The organism is Enterobacter sp. WP_7_1 (assembly GCF_003688535.1).
GTDB classification, from domain to species: Bacteria; Pseudomonadota; Gammaproteobacteria; order Enterobacterales; family Enterobacteriaceae; genus Enterobacter; species Enterobacter asburiae.
In genome coordinates this window covers 625,952-645,222 of record NZ_REFK01000001.1, presented here as the reverse complement: position 1 = coordinate 645,222, position 19,271 = coordinate 625,952, and the positions used below count along the sequence as shown (strand labels likewise).

The window sequence follows — 19,271 nt, the reverse complement described above, 5'->3', positions numbered from 1 at the left end:
ACAATCATCTATTACTGTCATCCGCGATGTCTGTCACAAACTGTTGCAATAGCGTTAACTGCTTCAAACTTTGGTTGATTATTGTCCCATCTCCAGCGCCAAACGCTTGACGACTTCTTTCGTTTCTCTAAATTGTACAAGCGTGAGATGGCGAGGTTTTGAACAGCCCCCACTCCACCACCGGTTCATTCCATCTTAACTTATAAGATTTACGAAGGATGTCGAAGCATGGAAATGGGTACTGTTAAGTGGTTCAACAACGCCAAAGGGTTTGGCTTCATCTGCCCCGAAGGCGGCGGCGAGGATATCTTCGCTCACTATTCCACCATTCAGATGGATGGTTACAGAACGCTCAAAGCCGGGCAGTCCGTCCGGTTCGATGTACATCAGGGACCAAAAGGCAATCATGCCAGCCTAATCGTACCCGTTGAAGCAGAGACGGTTGCATAGCTCTCTGTTTTATTGTGTACATCCCGCAGTCAAAATGCCAGCCCGATCGGCTGGCATTTTTATTTTCGGGTTATTCCCGAGCCAGCGCGTCCACCGGATCCAGCCGCGCCGCGTTGCGGGCGGGCAACCAGCCAAACAAAATGCCGGTAAAGGTCGAACACAAAAACGCGGTGATAATGGCGACCGGCGAGAAACCAATCTCCCAGCCGGGTAAAAAGAGCTGGAGTGCAAACGCGATCATCATCGAGAGCGCAATGCCCATCGCCCCGCCGACCAGACACACCAGAACCGCTTCAATCAAAAACTGCTGCAGCACGTCGCTGGCCCGGGCGCCGACCGCCATGCGGATGCCGATCTCCCGGGTGCGCTCGGTTACCGACACCAGCATGATATTCATCACCCCGATGCCGCCGACGACCAGCGAGATCACCGCCACCAGCGTGAGGAACAGCTGAAGAGTACGTGTGGTCTTTTCCGCCGTTTTCAAGAGGCCGTCCATATTCCAGGTGAAGAAATCTTTCTTCCCGTGGCGCAGGGTTAACAGCCGTTCAAGCTGCTGTTCGGCCAGCGCACTGTCGTAGCCCTCCTTCACGCGCACGGTGATGGAGTTGAGCCAGGACTGCCCCATAATCCGCCCTGAGATGGTGGTGTAGGGCAGCCAGACGCGCAGGATCTTGCTGCTGCCGAACATCGACTGCTTCTCTTCCGCCACGCCGATGACCGTGGCAGGCATGTTACCGACCAGGATCACTTCGCCAACCACGCTGGCTTTATTGGGGAAGAGCTGCCTGCGCGAGTTCGCGTCCAGCACCACCACCTGCGCCCTGCCCGCCAGCTGCTCGGCGTTGAAGGTGGCGCCTTCGCTGAAGGTCATGCCGTAGACGTTGAAATAGTCTCCGCTGACGCCGTTAGCGCTGGCGGCCACGTCAACGTTGCCCACGCGCAGACGCAGGTTCTGCGAAACCGCAGGCGTGGCGGAGTTCACCCACGGCTGCTTCTGAATCGCCGCCAGATCGTCGTACTTCAGCGCCTGCTGATACTGCGGCTCGTCGTCGCCAAAGTCTTTGCCGGGATAGACGTCAATGGTATTGGTGCCGATGGCGCGGATATCGGCCAGCACCAGCTGCTTGGCCGCGTCGCCCACCACCACGATCGACACCACAGAGGCGATACCGATGATGATGCCGAGCATCGTCAGCAGGGTGCGCATTTTGTTGGCCGCCATCGCCAGCCAGGCCATGGTCAGCGCCTCGCGAAAGCCGCTGGAGAACTGTCCCCAGCCGGTTGATGCCGGTAGCGCTTCTTTCGGCGCCGCAGCCCTGGACTCACGCGGCGGCGGGTTGCTGACCAGCTCGCCGTCGTGGATCTCAATAATGCGTTCCGCCTGCGCCGCCACCTGCGGATCGTGGGTAACGATAATCACCGTGTGCCCCTGATCGCGAAGCTGATGGAGGATCGCCATCACCTCTTCGCCGGAATGGCTGTCGAGCGCGCCGGTCGGTTCATCCGCGAGGATCACCTGCCCGCCGTTCATCAGGGCGCGGGCAATACTCACGCGCTGCTGCTGGCCGCCGGACAGCTGCGAGGGCTGGTACTCCACCCGCTCCGCCAGTCCCAGACGCGTCAGCAGCATCTGCGCGCGCTCAAGGCGCTTTTTACGCTCGACGCCCGCATACACCGCAGGCACTTCCACGTTCTGGGCCGCGTTAAGGTGAGAAAGCAGGTGATAACGCTGGAAGATAAAGCCGAAGTGTTCCCGGCGCAGCTTCGCCAGCGCGTCGCCGTCCAGCGTGGAGACATCCGTCCCGGCCACGCGATAGGTCCCGCTGGTCGGTTTATCCAGGCAGCCGAGAATGTTCATCAGCGTCGATTTACCGGAACCCGACGCGCCGACAATGGCCACCATCTCGCCCGCTTCCACGCGCAGGGAGATGCCCTTCAGCACCTCCACCGGACCGTCGCCAGAAGGATAGCTGCGACGAATGTTATTTAGCTCAAGCAGCGCCGTCATTTAGCGGCTCCGGGCAGGCTTTCGCTGACAACAACCTCCTCGCCCTCTTCCAGCCCTTTCACCACAACCACGTCGGTGTCGTTGCGCGCGCCAATCACCACCTCGCGCTCGCGCGTTTCGCCGTTGCGCAGCACTTTCACTTTATAACGGCTCTCCCCGGCGGATTCACCGAGCGCAGAGAGCGGAATGGTCAGCACGTTCTTCACGCCGGTCAGCTGGATATGCACCTGTGCGGTCATGTCCAGACGCAACACGCCCTGCGGGTTGGGTACTTCGAAGCGGGCATAGTAGAAGATAGCGTCGTTCACTTTTTCCGGCGTCGGCAGAATGTCTTTCAGCACGCCTTCGTAGCGCGTCTGCGGGTCGCCAAGCACCGTAAACCAGGCGTTCTGTCCCGGCTTAAGATGGATCACATCCGCCTCTGAGACCTGGGCTTTGACCAGCATGGTGCTCATGTCAGCCAACGTCAGAATATTTGGCGCCTGCTGCGCGGCAATCACCGTCTGGCCCTGCAGCGTGGTGATCTGGGTGACTTCGCCCGCCATCGGCGCGACGATTTTGGTGTAATCGAGGTTGGTTTTTGCCGTATCCAGCGAGGCCTGATTGCGTTTGATCTGCGCGTCAATCGTGCCAATCTGCGCCTGTTTCACCGCCAGTTCAGTGGTGGCAGTATCTAAATCCTGTTTCGAAATAGCCTGGGTTTTGGCCAGCGCCTGCTGACGAGTCAGCGTCACCTGGGCCAGGTTACGTTCTGCCAGCGCCTGCGCACGCTGCGCGCGCAGCTCCATCAGCGTGGCTTCCACCTCGCGAATCTGGTTCTCAGCCTGCTCAGGATCGATAACGCCGAGCAGCTGGCCTTTTTTCACCTTGTCGCCAATCTCAACCGACAGCGTTTTCAGCTGGCCGCTGACCTGAGCGCCGACGTCAACCTTGCGCAGCGCGTCAAGCTTGCCCGTCGCGAGGACGTTTTGCTGCAGTTCGCCCGGGCGAACAATCAGCGTCTGATACTGCGGCACCGGCGCATTCAGCACCTGCCATAGCCAGTATCCACCGGCTAAAACCACGACCGCCAGCAGCAGAAACAGCGTTCTGCGTTTTCCCTTGAGGTTCATAAATATTCCAAATAAATGTTCTGGCAATGATAAGCGTTGATTCTAACTAAACGACTCTTCAACGAAAGCCCTGTTCTCCGAAATCGTCCTAATTTGTTTACGAGATGTTGACATTTCTCCTGCTGAAATAGCGATATTCCAAAAGGATCAGGATCTACCATGTCTTCTATCGTCGATACATCACTTTCAAACCTGCCGCAGCCAAAATCCGGCTGGCAGCTGTTCAAAAACCTGGCTTTCGGTGAGATCGCACCCGGGCTGGCATGGGAAAAAACCGCCTATCGACGCAAGTTCATGCTGCGTTCACTGGCGACACCGCTCAGCACTGCTCGCCTGCTGTCTGATCTTGCGAAACATCCGCACCTGATGCAAATGCTCCAGGTTCAGCCAGGGCTGCCCTGCCGCCTTCATCGCCCGTGGCTGACAGTCAATATGGATCGGCAGCGTGCGCTGGAATCGCTGTCCTGGCACTATCAGACGATGTGTCGTCAGCTCCCGGCGACGCTGACTCATGGTTACCTTTCAAAACAGGGCGTGACTCTGCTGACCTTAACCGGAAAAGATGAACAGCAATTTAGCGTCCGCCTGTGTGCCGACGCGTTTATGGATAAAGAGGGAGAAGCTACCCTCGTTTTCTGTGACGGTCAAAATACGGCGCTGGCGGAGATGACCTTTACGCTGTGCCAGTTTGAGGGAAAATCGACGCTGTTCATTGGCGGTTTGCAGGGCGCAAAAGCGCATGTTCCCCATGAGCTGATCCAGGGAGCGACGAAAGCCTGCCACGGTCTGTTCCCGAAACGTCTGCTGGTCGAGGCCGCAATGACGCTCGGCGCCGCGTTCCCGGTAGAGCAGATTGTCGCCGTCAGTAACGATACCCATATTTATCGCAGCTGGCGCTACCGCAAGAAAAAAGAGGGCAAACTGTTGGCCGATTACGACAGTTTCTGGCTCTCCATCGGCGGTGAAAAACAGGACAACGGTAATTTTATGCTGCCGCTCGTCATGCCGCGTAAACCGATGGAAGAGATCGCCAGCAAAAAACGCGCCGAATATCGCCGCCGCTACGCGCTGCTGGATAGCCTGATTCAGCAGATGAAACAGGCGACCCAACGCTAATCCGCTTTCCCGCGTGCCAGCCACAGCACGCGGGAGAACATCTTCCGCAGCAGGGTCGGTACCGCCTCCACGCCCCGCCTACCCGCTTCCGTCGCCACTTCAATGGCTAAATCCGGTTTTGACGAACGGTGAATGGCTTTGGCGATCACCCGCCGCATGTTCATCGGGACATCGACCGGCACCATGGCAATGCGGTGGAAGACGTCGTCGAACCCCTGACGATACATAAAGTGTTCCATGTCCATCGCGGGGAGCATGGTTAAATGATCGCGCTCTTCCTCGCGCTCGTTATTCAGCAGGCTCCGCACGGTCGAGGCATATTTTTTACCCGCCTCATCACCGTCTACCAGCACGTGCCACTCGATCCCCATCCGGCGGGCAAATTTTATTAGCGGCTTTAATCCCGACTGGGCGAATTCAATCACCTTAATGCCTTCCGCATCAAAATGGTGGCCGCACTGGCGCGCCAGCTCGTTGATGACCCAGGTTTCCGTTTCCCCCTCCACCAGCAGCCAGCAGCGGGCAAAGAGCGACGACGCCCGATTAAAGCGAATATGAAACGCGATGCGCCGCCCGTCTTCCGCATTCAAACCGCCCGGCCCAAGCCGGAAAGCGGAGACGCGGGAGGATTCACGCACCAGGCGACAGACGTGTTCTACCGGCGTCAGCGATAATAACTCTCCGGAATTGGTGGTCGTAATGCGCTGGAGCGGCAGCAGATTCAGCAGATGCCAGGCCACGGAGAGCATGATGGGATGCAGGCGCGTTTCCGGGTCTTCCACCAGCAGCAGCGGCCGGGCGTCCCGGTCAAGACGAACGGTGCCTTTGGCCTGCAGAAGCGTAGAAAACAGCCCCAGCAGAATCACCCGATGGGTACGACCGCCGGGCCGGTCGATCATCCGGTTAATGATGTCGAGGTAACGCCAGCTTCGCTGCTCATCATGAGAGCGGCGGCGCATCAGACGGTGGCGCGACTCCGAGGTTCCCTGCTCGGAAAAATAGTGCTCCAGGAGTTGCACCATTGCGGACAACCCCTGTCGGATTTGACCATCGGTCAGATTCTGCGGACGCGACACCAGCTCTCTGGCCAGAAAATCCAGCTCGCGGGCGGTGACCTCCACTTCCGGCATATTGGGTACGGTTCCGTTACGAATACGCCGCATAAAACGCGCATCGCGCAGGCGTAACACCGGCGTCAGGCGGATCAGGTGACGGGCAAGATCGTCGATATTGTCCAGCGGGATCGGGTTGGCTTTCTCATCGAGAAAATCACGCAGGGTGAGTACCCCCTCGTTCTCCGCCATCTCCCCTTCCAGCCGATAGAAAATCCGGTGGAAACCGTCGTCGCACGGCACCCAACAGGGTGACAGCGGGCGGAAGCGACGCACGCGGTGACGTCCGGGCTCGGATTCGCGGAACGTCAGGATGATATGCAGGTGCTTCTCGCGCTCCGTCACGTCGCCGGGCGGGAACCAGAAATCGTCGCGGACGAAGTGATACAGATCGTCTTCGGGCGAAAGCAGTAGCGTCAACGCATCCAGCAGGCTGGACTTACCCCACGCGTTCTCGCCGATCAGGACGTTGTTCTGCTCCAGCTGCAGCGACAGACGGTTAATACCGCGAAACCCGACAATTTCCACACGTTCGAGAAGCATAAATCCCCCGACAAATGATCACTTTTTCCTTCAAGTAATCAGCAGTATAGCGGGATGCATACAGGCTTGACACTGCAATCCGCCTCCATAACCTGGCGGAAGTACGAAAAATTCAGAATTTATCCATCAGGTTTCATTTGAAATAACCCTCATCTCGCAAGATACTACCGCCCGCAAATTGGACTATGCTCTATTTACCTCCAGTTTGAACAAGGATTGACATCACATTGCCTTAAATCAAATTAATCGAATTTATTTAAGTGGCGAAGGGGTGTTGTTGGTTTTTAAAATACGGGCTCTTTGAGTCGTCATCCCTTTATGGCGATATATCCCGCACGCGGGAATGCGTGCGGATAATTATTTGAGGTGGTTATGTTTAGAAAATTGGCAGCAGAATGCTTTGGTACATTCTGGCTGGTATTTGGTGGCTGCGGTAGCGCCGTTCTGGCAGCAGCATTCCCGGAATTAGGTATCGGTTTTGTCGGCGTCGCACTGGCGTTTGGTTTAACCGTATTAACCATGGCGTTTGCCGTGGGACATATTTCCGGCGGTCATTTTAACCCGGCAGTGACGTTAGGTTTATGGGCGGGCGGCCGTTTCCCGGCGAAAGACGTAATTGGCTACATTGTGGCGCAGGTAGTTGGCGGTATTATTGCGGCAGGCGTTCTGTACGTGATTGCCAGCGGTAAAGCCGGCTTCGACGCGGCGGCCAGCGGCTTTGCCTCTAACGGCTTCGGCGAACACTCTCCGGGCGGCTACTCCATGCTGTCTGCCATCGTGATTGAAATTGTGCTGACCGCTGGCTTCCTGCTGGTGATCCACGGCGCAACGGACAAACACGCACCGGCCGGTTTTGCCCCGATTGCGATTGGTCTGGCGCTGACGCTGATCCACCTGATTTCTATTCCGGTCACCAATACCTCCGTTAACCCGGCACGCAGCACCGCCGTCGCCATCTTCCAGGGCGGCTGGGCGCTTGAGCAGCTGTGGCTGTTCTGGGTAATGCCAATTATCGGCGGTATCCTGGGCGGCGTGCTGTATCGCACCCTGCTGGAAAAACGCGATTAATCTTTCCCTCCCTCTCCCCGTGGGAGAGGGCCGGGGTGAGGGCCACAGGCCGCACACCCCACATTGACACAAGCCGGGTAAGGCGCAGCCGCCACCCGGCTTTATTTTGCCGCTTTACTGAACAGCCTTTATTGGGTAGTGTCACTGGCGCTTAACCGATACTAAAAAGGACCGGCTGTTCATGTTTTCAGGACTCCTCATCATTTTGCTGCCCTTGATCGTGGGCTATCTTATTCCGCTGCATCGTGAATCCGCATTAAGGCTCATTAATCGATTCCTGAGCTGGATTGTCTACGTTATTCTTTTCTTTATGGGGATTAGCCTGGCATTTTTGGACAACCTGTCGGCGAATTTACTCTCCATCCTCCATTATTCTGTCGTCACCGTGGTGGTTATTTTGCTGTGCAATATTGCCGCGCTGCTGTGGCTGGAACGCACTATTCCATGGAAAAATCACCATCATCAGGAAAAGCTCCCTTCTCGAATTGCAATGGCGCTTGAATCATTAAAATTATGCGGCGTCGTGGTGCTCGGTTTTCTTCTTGGGCTGACCGGTTGGGCATTTTTACAGCACGCGACAGAGGCCAGTGAATATACGCTGATCTTCCTGCTGTTCCTGATTGGTATTCAGCTGCGAAATAATGGCATGACGCTGAAACAAATTGTCCTGAACCGTCGGGGAATGATGGTTGCGGTGATTGTTGTCGCCAGTTCAATGGTGGCGGGCGTCATTAATGCCTTTATTCTCGATCTGCCGCTGAAAACCGGCCTGGCGATGGCGTCAGGTTTTGGCTGGTATTCGCTCTCCGGTATTCTGCTGACTGAATCATTCGGCCCGGTGATCGGCAGCGCCGCCTTCTTTAACGATCTGGCGCGCGAGCTGATTGCCATCATGCTGATCCCAGGCCTGGTTCGCCGCAGTCGTTCTACCGCGCTGGGCCTGTGCGGCGCAACGTCGATGGACTTTACCCTGCCGGTACTCCAGCGCTCCGGGGGGCTGGAGATGGTGCCCGCGGCTATCGTGCACGGCTTTATTTTAAGTCTGCTGGTTCCGATCATGATGGCCTTCTTCTCTGCCTGATACTTCTTTGGCGGTAGGTTTCCTGCCGCCAAAATTGCGCTAAATCAATCTCCCTCTATTTTGTAGCAGAAAGCCCTTTTCTCCGTTCTGGCACAGGCATAACCTTAAACATGTATATCAAATATAACTTTAACAGGTGTGATTATGTTTTGTGTGCAATGTGAACAAACCATCCGTACCCCGGCAGGCAATGGCTGCTCTTACGCACAGGGTATGTGCGGCAAAACCGCAGAAACATCTGACCTGCAGGACCTGCTGATTGCCGCCCTGCAAGGCCTTTCCGCATGGGCGTTCAAAGCGCGCGAATACGGTATTGTCGACCACTACGTCGACAGCTTCGCCCCGCGCGCCTTTTTCTCCACGCTGACCAACGTTAACTTCGATTCCCCGCGCATTGTCGGCTATGCCCGCGAAGCTATTGCCCTGCGTGAAGCGCTGAAAGCCCAGTGCCTGAAGGCGGATGCCGGCGCGCGCGTGGAAAACCCGATGTCTGAACTGCAGCTGGTCAGCGACGATCTCGGCGAGCTTCAGCGTCAGGCGGCAGAGTTCACCCCGAATAAAGACAAAGCGGCGATTGGCGAGAACATTCTCGGCCTGCGCCTGCTGTGCCTGTACGGACTGAAAGGCGCTGCGGCCTATATGGAACACGCGCACGTTCTGGGTCAGTACGACAATGAGATTTATGCGCAGTACCACAAAATCATGGCGTGGCTGGGCACCTGGCCTGCCGATATGAACGCGCTGCTGGAATGCTCAATGGAAATCGGTCAGATGAACTTCCGCGTGATGAGCATTCTGGATGCCGGTGAAACCAGCACCTACGGCCACCCGACGCCGACTCAGGTCAACGTCAAGGCGACCGAAGGCAAGTGCATCCTGATTTCCGGTCACGACCTGAAAGATCTCTACAACCTGCTGAAGCAAACCGAAGGCACCGGCGTTAACGTCTATACCCACGGCGAAATGCTCCCGGCGCACGGCTACCCGGAGCTGCGTAAATTTAAGCATCTGATCGGTAACTACGGCAGCGGCTGGCAGAACCAGCAGGTGGAGTTTGCCCGCTTCCCTGGCCCTATCGTGATGACCTCTAACTGCATCATCGACCCTACCGTCGGCGCGTATGATGACCGCATCTGGACCCGCAGCATCGTCGGCTGGCCTGGCGTGAGCCATCTTGAAGGTGACGATTTCGGTCCGGTTATCGCCCAGGCGCAGCAGATGGCAGGCTTCCCGTACAGCGAGATCCCGCACCTCATTACCGTCGGCTTTGGTCGTGAAACCCTGCTCGGCGCCGCTGATTCGCTGATCGATCTCGTCAGCCGTGAAAAGCTGCGCCACATTTTCCTCGTCGGCGGCTGCGACGGCGCGCGCGGCGAGCGTAACTACTTCACCGATTTCGCCACCAGCGTGCCGGAAGACTGCCTGATCCTGACCCTGGCGTGCGGCAAATACCGTTTCAACAAGCTGGACTTCGGCGAGATCGAAGGTCTGCCGCGCCTGATCGATGCGGGCCAGTGTAACGATGCTTACTCGGCCATCATTCTGGCGGTCACCCTGGCGGAGAAACTGGGCTGCGGCGTGAACGACCTGCCGCTGTCGCTGGTGCTGTCATGGTTCGAGCAGAAAGCGATTGTCATCCTGCTGACCCTGCTCTCTCTCGGCGTCACTAACATCGTGACCGGCCCGACCGCGCCAGGCTTCCTGACGCCGGACCTGCTGGCGGTGCTGAACGAGAAATTCGGCCTGCGTTCCGTGACCAACGTTGAAGATGATATGAAACAGCTGCTGAGCGCGTAAGGAGTTATTCATGACCATCCCAACCTCACAATGTCCGTGGCGGATGCAGGTTCATCACATCCATCAGGAGACGCCGGATGTGTGGACGCTGTCGCTGCTGTGCCATGACTACTATCCGTACCGTGCAGGCCAGTACGCGCTGGTCAGCGTTCGCAACTCGGCGGACACCCTGCGCGCCTACACGATCTCCTCAACGCCGGGGGTGAGCGAGTACATTACGCTCACCGTCCGCCGCATTGAGGACGGCGCGGGCTCGCAGTGGCTGACGCAGGACGTGAAGCGCGGGGATTATATCTGGCTGTCTGACGCGCAGGGTGATTTCACCTGTGACGACAAAGCAGACGATAAATTCCTGCTGCTGGCGGCGGGCTGTGGCGTAACGCCGATTATGTCGATGCGCCGCTGGCTGGCGAAGAACCGCCCGCTGGCCGACGTGCAGGTTATTTTCAGCGTACGTTCCCCGGAAGACGTGATTTTTGCCGAGGAGTGGCGTGATTATCCAGTGACGCTGGTGGCGGAGCACAACGCGACCCACGGCTTTGTGCCCGGTCGCCTGAGCCGCGAGCTGCTGCAAAGCGTGCCGGATATGGCGAACCGCACCGTGATGACCTGTGGCCCGGCGCCTTACATGGATATCGTCGAGAAAGAGGTGAAAGCGCTTGGCGTGACCCGCTTCTTCAAAGAGCAGTTCTTCACGCCGGTGGCGGAAGCCGCAACCAGCGGCGTGAAGTTCACCAAGCTGCAGCCTGCGCAGACCTTCTTTGGCCGCGTAGGGACCACGCTGCTGGAGGCGCTGGAAAGCAACAAGGTGCCGGTAGCGGCGGCCTGCCGCGCGGGCGTGTGCGGCTGCTGTAAGACGAAGGTGGTTTCGGGAGAGTATACCGTCACCAGCACCATGACGCTGTCCGACGCGGAAATTGCCGAGGGTTACGTGCTGGCGTGCTCGTGCCACCCGCAGGGCGATCTGGTCCTCGCATAAGGGTTAAACGTTCGATCGTAGGCCCGGTAAGCGCTAGCGCCACCGGGCTTTTTGTCGGGTGGCGCTACGTTTACCCGACCTACAACAACCCTACCGCCATGCGGGCGCTTTACCCAGCGCAAACCGCCCTGCGCCTAAAAACGCGACCGCCAGCGAGCCGATAAAGAAGTACACCAGGCTTTCAATCGCCCATGCGCCTACCTTATCGAGGGCGAGCGTTTCACCCATTCCCACCATCAGCCACGCCACAATCATCGTAAAGGCCAGCACCAGCGCGGCCGGACGCGTAAAGAGCCCGACAATAATCAGAACCGGTGCCACCACCTCGCCAACCAACACGCCGTAGGCGATAAATCCCGGCAGCCCTTTTTCCACCAGCATGCCGCTAATAAAGCCCACGCCGCCAAAAAGCTTGTGCAAACCGTGAAAAAGCATCAGCCCGCCGACGGCAAGTCGTAACAAGAGTTTGCCAAGATCGTCGCACGATAGCTTTTCATTAACAGCAATTAACAATGATTTAACCATTTGAAATTACTCCTGTTTTCACCGAGACACCACCAGATTATGCCGAATAATTGCGCGTGAAAAGCACCTTTTAATTGGGGGGATGCGACGGGCAATACGGAGACTTTCTTCTAAGCTTGTAAGCGAAATCACAAAAGGAGACGGACAACCATGAAACAAACCGTGGCTGCATATATAGCGAAAACGCTCGAACAGGCTGGCGTGAAACGTATCTGGGGCGTAACCGGCGATTCCCTGAACGGACTTAGCGACAGCCTCAACAAGATGAAGACTATCGAATGGATGCCCACCCGCCATGAAGAGGTTGCCGCCTTCGCCGCAGGCGCTGAAGCACAGCTAACGGGGGAACTGGCCGTGTGTGCGGGCTCGTGCGGTCCCGGCAACCTGCATCTGATCAACGGGCTGTTCGACTGTCACCGCAATCACGTGCCGGTGCTGGCGATTGCCGCCCATATCCCCTCTTCCGAAATCGGCAGCGGCTATTTTCAGGAGACGCATCCGCAGGAGCTGTTCCGTGAATGCAGCCACTATTGCGAGCTGGTTTCATCCCCGGAGCAGATCCCGCAGGTGCTGGCGATCGCCATGCGCAAGGCCGTGCTGAACCGCGGCGTTTCTGTGGTCGTTATCCCGGGCGATGTGGCCCTCAAGGCCGCGCCGGAAGGGGCCAGCACCCACTGGTATCACGCCCCACAGCCCGTGGTAACGCCTGCCGAAGAGGAGCTGAAAAAGCTGGCGCAGCTGCTGCGTTACTCCAGCAATATCGCCCTGATGTGCGGCAGCGGCTGCGCGGGCGCCCACAAGGAGCTGCTTGAATTTGCCGGTAAGTTGAAATCGCCGATTGTCCACGCCCTGCGCGGTAAAGAGCACGTCGAGTACGACAACCCTTACGACGTGGGGATGACCGGGCTGATCGGTTTCTCCAGCGGCTTCCACACCATGATGAACACCGACACGCTGATCCTGCTCGGCACCCAGTTCCCGTATCGTCCGTTCTATCCGGCGGATGCCAAAATCATTCAGATTGATATCAACCCGGCCAGCATCGGCGCGCACAGCAAGGTCGATATGGCGCTGGTGGGCGACATCAAATCTACCCTTTCCGCCCTGCTGCCGCTGCTGGAAGAAAAAACGGACCGCAAGTTCCTTGATAAGGCCCTGAGCGACTATCGCGACGCCCGCAAGGGGCTGGACGACCTCGCCAAACCGAGCGACAAAGCCATTCACCCGCAGTATCTGGCGCAGCAGATCAGCCATTTCGCGGACGACGACGCCATCTTTACCTGCGACGTGGGCACGCCAACCGTCTGGGCGGCACGCTATCTGAAGATGAACGGCAAGCGCCGCCTGCTCGGCTCGTTTAACCACGGCTCGATGGCCAACGCCATGCCGCAGGCGCTGGGCGCAAAAGCGACGGCCCCGGAGCGTCAGGTGGTGGCGATGTGCGGCGACGGCGGGTTCAGCATGCTGATGGGGGATTTCCTGTCGGTGGTGCAGATGAAGCTCCCGCTGAAAATTGTGGTCTTCAACAACAGCGTGCTGGGCTTCGTGGCGATGGAGATGAAGGCCGGAGGCTACCTGACGGACGGCACCGAGCTGCACGACACCAACTTCGCGCGCATCGCCGAGGCCTGCGGCATCACCGGTATTCGCGTGGAGAAAGCCTCAGAGATGGATGAAGCCCTGCAGCGCGCGTTTTCCATCGACGGTCCGGTGCTGGTGGATGTCGTCGTCGCCAAAGAAGAGCTGGCGATCCCGCCGCAGATCAAGCTGGAACAGGCCAAAGGCTTTAGCCTGTATATGCTGCGCGCTATCATCAGCGGACGCGGCGATGAGGTGATCGAACTGGCAAAAACCAACTGGCTCAGGTAAAACATCTGGCATCGCCTTTTTAATAATAAGAACATGCCATGATCGATTTACGCAGTGATACCGTAACCCGCCCGAGCCGCGCCATGCTCGAAGAGATGATGGCCGCCCCGGTCGGGGACGACGTCTACGGCGATGACCCGACGGTCAACGAACTGCAGCGCTACGCGGCTGAACTGAGCGGCAAGGAGGCCGCCCTGTTCCTGCCAACCGGTACGCAGGCTAACCTGGTGGCGCTCCTCAGCCACTGCGAGCGCGGGGAAGAGTATATCGTCGGCCAGGGCGCGCATAACTATCTGTATGAAGCAGGCGGTGCCGCGGTGCTCGGCAGCATTCAGCCGCAGCCGATTGACGCCGCGCCGGACGGCTCCCTGCCGCTCGATAAGGTCGCGGCGAAAATCAAAGCCGACGATATTCACTTCGCCCGCACCCGGCTGCTCAGCCTCGAAAACACCCACAACGGCAAAGTGCTGCCGCGCGAATACCTGAAAGCAGCGTGGGAATTCACCCGCGAGCGCGGGCTCGGCCTGCACGTTGACGGCGCGCGTATCTTTAACGCCATCGTGGAGTATGGCTGCGAGCTGAAAGAGATTGCGCAATACTGCGACTCGTTCACCATCTGCCTCTCTAAAGGTCTGGGCACGCCGGTGGGCTCTCTGCTGGTGGGCAACGCGGACTACATCAAGCGCGCCAACCGCTGGCGCAAAATGACCGGCGGCGGCATGCGTCAGGCGGGTATTCTGGCGGCGGCCGGGCTGTATGCCCTGAAAAACAACGTGGCGCGCCTGAAGGACGATCACGACAACGCCGCGTGGATGGCTACGCAGCTGCGCGAAATTGGCGCCGACGTGATGCGCCACGACACCAACATGCTGTTTGTTCGCGTGGGCGACGATCGCGCCGCCGCGCTGGGCGAATTTATGAAATCACGTGGCGTGCTGATCAACGCCTCACCTGTCGTGCGCCTGGTTATGCATCTCGACGTGAGCCGCGAACAGCTGGCGGACGTGGTGAAACACTGGCAGGCGTTTTTACAGCGATAAGGAGCATCACGTGCCGCAACGCATTCTGGTGCTCGGCGCCAGCGGGTATATCGGTCAGCATCTCACCGCTGCGTTAAGCCAGCAGGGACACCGGGTGCTGGCAGCGGCACGCAACACCGAACGCCTGCAAAAACTCAGCTTGCCCGGCGTCACCTGCCACAGCGTTGACCTCAACTGGCCGAAGGAACTTCCCGCGCTGCTGGAAGGGGTCGACACGCTTTACTACCTGGTGCACAGCATGGGCGAAGGCGGGGATTTTATCGCCCACGAGCGTCAGGTGGCGATGAACGTCCGCGATGCCCTGCTGCAAACCCCGGTGAAGCAGGTCATTTTTTTAAGCTCGCTCCAGGCGCCTGAACACGAGCAGTCCGATCACCTGCGCGCCCGCCAGCTGACGGCTGAAACCCTGCGCGGGGCGAATATCCCCGTCACCGAACTGCGCGCCGGGATCATCGTCGGTGCAGGCTCCGCCGCCTTCGAAGTGATGCGCGATATGGTCTACAACCTGCCGGTACTCACGCCGCCGCGCTGGGTGCGCTCGCGCACCACGCCGATTGCGCTGGAGAATTTACTGCATTATCTGGTGGCCCTGCTGGATCACCCGGCGGAGCAGCACCGCGTGCTGGAGGCGGCAGGCCCTGAAGTGCTGAGCTATCAGGAGCAGTTCGAACATTTCATGCGCGTCAGCGGCCGCCGCCGCTGGCTGATCCCCATCCCCTTTCCAACCCGCTGGATTTCGGTGTGGTTTTTGAATGTGATCACCTCGGTGCCGCCGACGACCGCCAAAGCGCTGATCCAGGGGCTCAAACACGATTTACTGGCGGACGATCGCGCGCTGAGGGCACTCATTCCCCAGGACCTGATCCGCTTTGACGATGCCGTGCGCAATACGCTGAAAGAGGAAGAGCAGCTGGTGAACTCCAGCGACTGGGGCTACGACGCCCAGGCCTTTGCCCGCTGGCGCCCGGAGTACGGCTATTACCCGAAACAGGCGGGCTGCACGGTGAAAACCCACGCCAGCCTGGCCGCGCTGTGGGAAGTGGTGAACCAGATTGGCGGCAAAGACGGTTATTTCTTCGGCAATATCCTCTGGCAAACGCGCGGGGCAATGGATCTGCTGGTGGGGCACAGGCTGGCAAAAGGCCGCCCGGCACGCCCGTATCTTGAGGTGGGCGATGCGGTCGACAGCTGGAAGGTCATCATCGTCGAGCCGGAAAAGCAGCTGGCGATGCTGTTCGGCATGAAAGCCCCGGGGCTGGGCCGGCTCTGCTTTACCCTGAAAGACAAAGGCGATTGTCGTGAACTGGACGTCCGCGCCTGGTGGCATCCCCACGGAATGCCGGGTCTGTTCTACTGGCTGTTGATGATCCCCGCACACCTGTTTATCTTCCGCGGGATGGCAAAGCGGATTGCGCAACGGGCAGAACAAAAGACGGAAAAGATCTAAATAAAACTCTCTTTCTTTCACCTTTCCCATTGCATAGCGCCGTAATTCACGAAAGAATGCGCACGAAATTCTTTTCAACACAGTGGATTGATATGAAGGTACTGGTTACCGGGGCGACCAGCGGCTTAGGCCGAAATGCGGTCGAATTTCTGCGCAGCAAGGGCATCAGCGTCAGGGCTACCGGTCGCAACGAAGCGATGGGAAAACTGCTGCAAAAAATGGGCGCGGAGTTCGTCCATGCTGACCTGACGGAGCTGGTTTCCTCTCAGGCGAAAGTGATGCTCGCCGGTATCGACACGCTGTGGCACTGCTCCAGTTTCACCTCCCCGTGGGGTACCCAGGAAGCCTTCGATCTCGCCAACGTGCGGGCAACCCGCCGTCTGGGCGAATGGGCCGTCGCCTGGGGCGTGCGCAACTTTATTCATATCTCGTCACCGTCGCTCTATTTTGACTATCACCACCATCGTGACGTGCAGGAAGATTTCCGCCCGGCTCGCTTTGCCTGCGAGTTTGCCCGCAGCAAGGCGGCCAGCGAAGAGGTGATTGACCTGCTGGCACAGTCGAACCCGCATACCCGTTTTACGGTCTTACGTCCGCAGAGCCTGTTCGGGCCGCACGACAAAGTGTTTATTCCGCGCCTGGCGCAGATGATGCACCACTACGGCAGCGTGCTGCTGCCGCGCGGCGGCGATGCGCTGGTGGATATGACCTATTACGAAAACGCCGTCCACGCCATGTGGCTGGCAAGCCAGCCGGACTGCGATAAGCTGATCTCCGGTCGGGCCTACAACATCACGAACGGCGAACCCTGCACGCTGCGCAGCATTGTGCAGCGCTTAATTGACGAGCTGCAGATCGACTGCCGCATCCGTTCAGTTCCTTACCCGATGCTGGATATGATTGCCCGCAGCATGGAGCGTTTTGGCAGTAAATCGGCCAAAGAGCCTGCGCTGACGCATTACGGCGTATCAAAGCTTAACTTTGATTTCACGCTGGATATTTCGCGGGCGGAGAACGAGCTTGGGTATAAACCGGTTGTGACGCTGGATGAAGGGATTACGCGTACGGCGGCGTGGCTGCGGGATCACGGGAAGCTTCATCGGTAGATCGGGTCCTGCCTTTTTGCGATGAGAAAAAAAACGGCAACCCGAAGGTTGCCGTTTGTCATTTTGCCGATTACAGCGCAGTCCACGCGTCCTGCCATGCAATCCCTTTACCTGGCTCGTAGTAGGATGGCGCGTTATTGCACCAGCCGCTGTACGGATAAGGTTTGCACTGGAACAGCTGGCCGCGGTTGTTAACGATATCGCCTGCTTTCCATTTAGTTTTGGAAGTCCAGGTCGGGTAAGTCCCGGTCTGGCCGCCGTTGGTCTGCTTAGCCTGTACGTTCAGCGTATAGGTTGTGGTGCTGCTCAGCTCGCCGTCACTAACGGTAAGGTTGATCGGGTACTGCGTCGCCGCCGCCACTTCCGGTGCATTGAACGTAATAATCGCTTTATCATCGCCGCTTACGGTCTGGCCGTTCGGAGCCGTCCATGTATAAGTCAGGTGGTTACCGTCTTCGTCAGTCGAGCCAGACGCGTTCAGAGAAACAGATTTACCCGCTTCAACCGCCCCCACCGGACCGGCGATTTTTGCTACCGGCGCATGGTTTACCGGCGCTGGCGTATTATCCTCCGGAGCCGGGGTGTTATCGTCCGGCACCGGCGTGGTATTGCCTTCGTCCGTTGGGTCGACAGGGGTTGGCGTCGGGGCTGGCGTGACGCTACCGCCGTCGGAAGTGCCGTCTTCACCCACCACGTTGACGTTGAAGTAATGCTTCACGCATTTGGTGTAGTCACCCTCTTTAAAGGCGCTGAATGGCGTCTGGTAACCCACCAGCTGGCAAGAGTAGGTCTGGCCTGACGGGGTATCCGCGCTCCATCCCCAGTCCTGTTCCCAGTAGATCTTCAGCGCGCCGGCACCGCCTTCGTCGAACTGCTTCATGTTGGCGCAGCCCAGCACTTCGTTAGACGGAACAGGCACCTTCAGGTAGTTGGCGAACTCTTTGTAGTATTTGATACGGTTTTGAGACTGGGCGATCTCTGTCGGACCACCGCACTCCACGCCGCCGTTGATGATCTGCGTGGTTACGCCGAAGCCCGGAACCAGACCATTCGCCTTATCGTGATCGTTCGGCTGCCAGGTGCCGTCGATAACCTGCAGCATGCTCGGTTTTGGCGGCTGCGGGTAGGCGAAGAAGAAGATCGCGGAAGCAAGGTTCAGCCAGGTATCCGCCACCAGCTCAGGTTTGTCCAGCAGCACACGGACGTCGCCGTACATCGCTTCAGAGAACGGGCCGTAGTTGTAGTTATAGGAGAGCTGTTTCGCACCGCGACCAAAGTAGCTAACGAAATCACCATCTTTGTCTTTACCGCACGGCCAGGTCTGCCCCTGCCAGACATCCGGGTTACATTCGCCGTTATAGCCGCCCTTCTGACCTTCGCTCCAGCCCATCTCACGCACGTAAACTAGCGCCTGACGCCACTCGGCTTCCGGACGCCAGGACTCGTGGCCGCCGGTTTCCTGCGCGAAGTGCGCGAACATGGTTGCCAGAGACTTACGGCAGATGGCATCGCTGTTACGACCATCGGTATAGGTCTGGCACAGCGCCGGGAATTTACCGACCGCTTTCAGGAAGTTGCTGTAGGTATATTCCGGCGCACGCAGTGGGAAGAGGTATTCCCAGTCGCTGGCCTTGATAATCCCTTCCACGCGCTTGACGTTTTCCGGGTTTGTCGATTTACCCGGCTCAATTTGTTCCACCAGGCTGTTGTCCAGCGTGCGGATGGTTGACTTCACTGAAGCCATCAGCGGGAAGTTGGTCAACTCCTGCTCTTTCTTCTGCAGATCGCTGGCCTTAACGGTGTAAGGTTCGCTGCTGGCCTGCAGCTGGGTTGCCTGAGCCATAAACGGTGCAACACATGCGCCCGCAATAAGAACACTGAGTAATGTTCTTTTGTTCATGTCAATGGTCCTCTTAATTATATTAAGGGTATATAAAAGTTAATTTGTTTCGCGGTTTATTTATTAATCATTTAATAAATAAACCAGGGAGCAGTTTTCGTTTTATGAAGAACAC

The 19,271-nt window shown here is 58.0% G+C and carries 15 protein-coding genes; 10 read left to right on the top strand and 5 right to left on the bottom strand.

Annotated features, from left to right (window positions below; translation table 11 throughout):
* Window positions 1–228: 228 nt before the first annotated feature.
* Window positions 229–450, top strand: coding sequence for a cold shock-like protein CspD (cspD, locus tag BJ885_RS03170; RefSeq protein WP_006809408.1), 222 nt, complete (start codon window positions 229–231; stop codon window positions 448–450).
* Window positions 451–520: 70 nt separating this feature from the next.
* Here cspD and macB read toward each other — a convergent pair whose 3' ends face one another.
* On the bottom strand, window positions 521–2,461 hold the full coding sequence (gene macB / locus BJ885_RS03165; RefSeq protein ID WP_109846005.1) for a macrolide ABC transporter ATP-binding protein/permease MacB: 1,941 nt from the start codon (window positions 2,459–2,461) through the stop codon (window positions 521–523).
* Complete coding sequence (gene macA / locus BJ885_RS03160; RefSeq protein WP_032658226.1) at window positions 2,458–3,573, bottom strand: macrolide transporter subunit MacA; 1,116 nt, start codon at window positions 3,571–3,573, stop codon at window positions 2,458–2,460. Before macA ends, macB begins: the two co-directional genes overlap by 4 nt.
* A 159-nt stretch (window positions 3,574–3,732) precedes the next feature.
* On the opposite strand from macA, the gene BJ885_RS03155 reads away from it, so the two are divergent.
* The gene (locus tag BJ885_RS03155; RefSeq protein ID WP_121931170.1) at window positions 3,733–4,689 is read left to right on the top strand and encodes a VirK/YbjX family protein; all 957 of its coding nucleotides are present in this window, start codon (window positions 3,733–3,735) and stop codon (window positions 4,687–4,689) included.
* Here the strand turns inward: BJ885_RS03155 and BJ885_RS03150 are convergent.
* Window positions 4,686–6,344 (bottom strand): ATP-dependent endonuclease, encoded by a 1,659-nt coding sequence (locus BJ885_RS03150; protein WP_121931169.1) that lies wholly within the window; start codon window positions 6,342–6,344, stop codon window positions 4,686–4,688. The genes BJ885_RS03155 and BJ885_RS03150 overlap by 4 nt on opposite strands.
* A 372-nt stretch (window positions 6,345–6,716) precedes the next feature.
* Here BJ885_RS03150 and aqpZ point away from each other — a divergent pair, with 372 nt between their 5' ends.
* From aqpZ to hcr, 4 genes are all read left to right on the top strand, one after another.
* Window positions 6,717–7,412, top strand: a complete 696-nt coding sequence (gene aqpZ, locus BJ885_RS03145; protein WP_014883193.1) for an aquaporin Z — start codon at window positions 6,717–6,719, stop codon at window positions 7,410–7,412.
* Between the two features lie 181 nt (window positions 7,413–7,593).
* Entirely contained in the window at window positions 7,594–8,493 is a 900-nt protein-coding gene (locus tag BJ885_RS03140) for a lysine exporter LysO family protein (RefSeq protein ID WP_121931168.1), read from the top strand.
* Window positions 8,494–8,637: 144 nt separating this feature from the next.
* A complete protein-coding gene (hcp, locus tag BJ885_RS03135) occupies window positions 8,638–10,290 on the top strand; it encodes a hydroxylamine reductase (RefSeq protein WP_121931167.1) in 1,653 nt (550 codons plus the stop codon).
* Between the two features lie 10 nt (window positions 10,291–10,300).
* Complete coding sequence (gene hcr / locus BJ885_RS03130; protein WP_121931166.1) at window positions 10,301–11,269, top strand: NADH oxidoreductase; 969 nt, start codon at window positions 10,301–10,303, stop codon at window positions 11,267–11,269.
* Between the two features lie 90 nt (window positions 11,270–11,359).
* Here the strand turns inward: hcr and BJ885_RS03125 are convergent, their stop codons facing one another.
* Window positions 11,360–11,794, bottom strand: coding sequence for a DoxX family protein (locus BJ885_RS03125; protein ID WP_029739477.1), 435 nt, complete (start codon window positions 11,792–11,794; stop codon window positions 11,360–11,362).
* 150 nt (window positions 11,795–11,944) lie between these two features.
* Between BJ885_RS03125 and poxB the strand changes: the two genes are divergently transcribed.
* The 4 genes from poxB (at window position 11,945) to BJ885_RS03105 (ending at window position 17,256) form a co-directional block, all read left to right on the top strand.
* Entirely contained in the window at window positions 11,945–13,663 is a 1,719-nt protein-coding gene (gene poxB / locus BJ885_RS03120) for a ubiquinone-dependent pyruvate dehydrogenase (protein ID WP_121931165.1), read from the top strand.
* Between the two features lie 38 nt (window positions 13,664–13,701).
* Window positions 13,702–14,703, top strand: a complete 1,002-nt coding sequence (gene ltaE, locus BJ885_RS03115; protein ID WP_047648197.1) for a low-specificity L-threonine aldolase — start codon at window positions 13,702–13,704, stop codon at window positions 14,701–14,703.
* Between the two features lie 10 nt (window positions 14,704–14,713).
* Window positions 14,714–16,150: an SDR family oxidoreductase gene (locus BJ885_RS03110; protein WP_121931164.1), complete on the top strand. Its 1,437-nt coding sequence runs from the start codon at window positions 14,714–14,716 to the stop codon at window positions 16,148–16,150.
* 92 nt (window positions 16,151–16,242) lie between these two features.
* Window positions 16,243–17,256 (top strand): NAD(P)-dependent oxidoreductase, encoded by a 1,014-nt coding sequence (locus tag BJ885_RS03105; RefSeq protein WP_121931781.1) that lies wholly within the window; start codon window positions 16,243–16,245, stop codon window positions 17,254–17,256.
* A gap of 70 nt (window positions 17,257–17,326) precedes the next feature.
* On the opposite strand, the gene BJ885_RS03100 is transcribed toward BJ885_RS03105, so the two are convergent.
* Window positions 17,327–19,156 carry a chitinase gene (locus tag BJ885_RS03100; RefSeq protein WP_029739472.1) on the bottom strand — a complete coding sequence of 610 codons (1,830 nt, stop codon included), beginning with the start codon at window positions 19,154–19,156 and terminating at the stop codon, window positions 17,327–17,329.
* Window positions 19,157–19,271 lie beyond the last annotated feature (115 nt).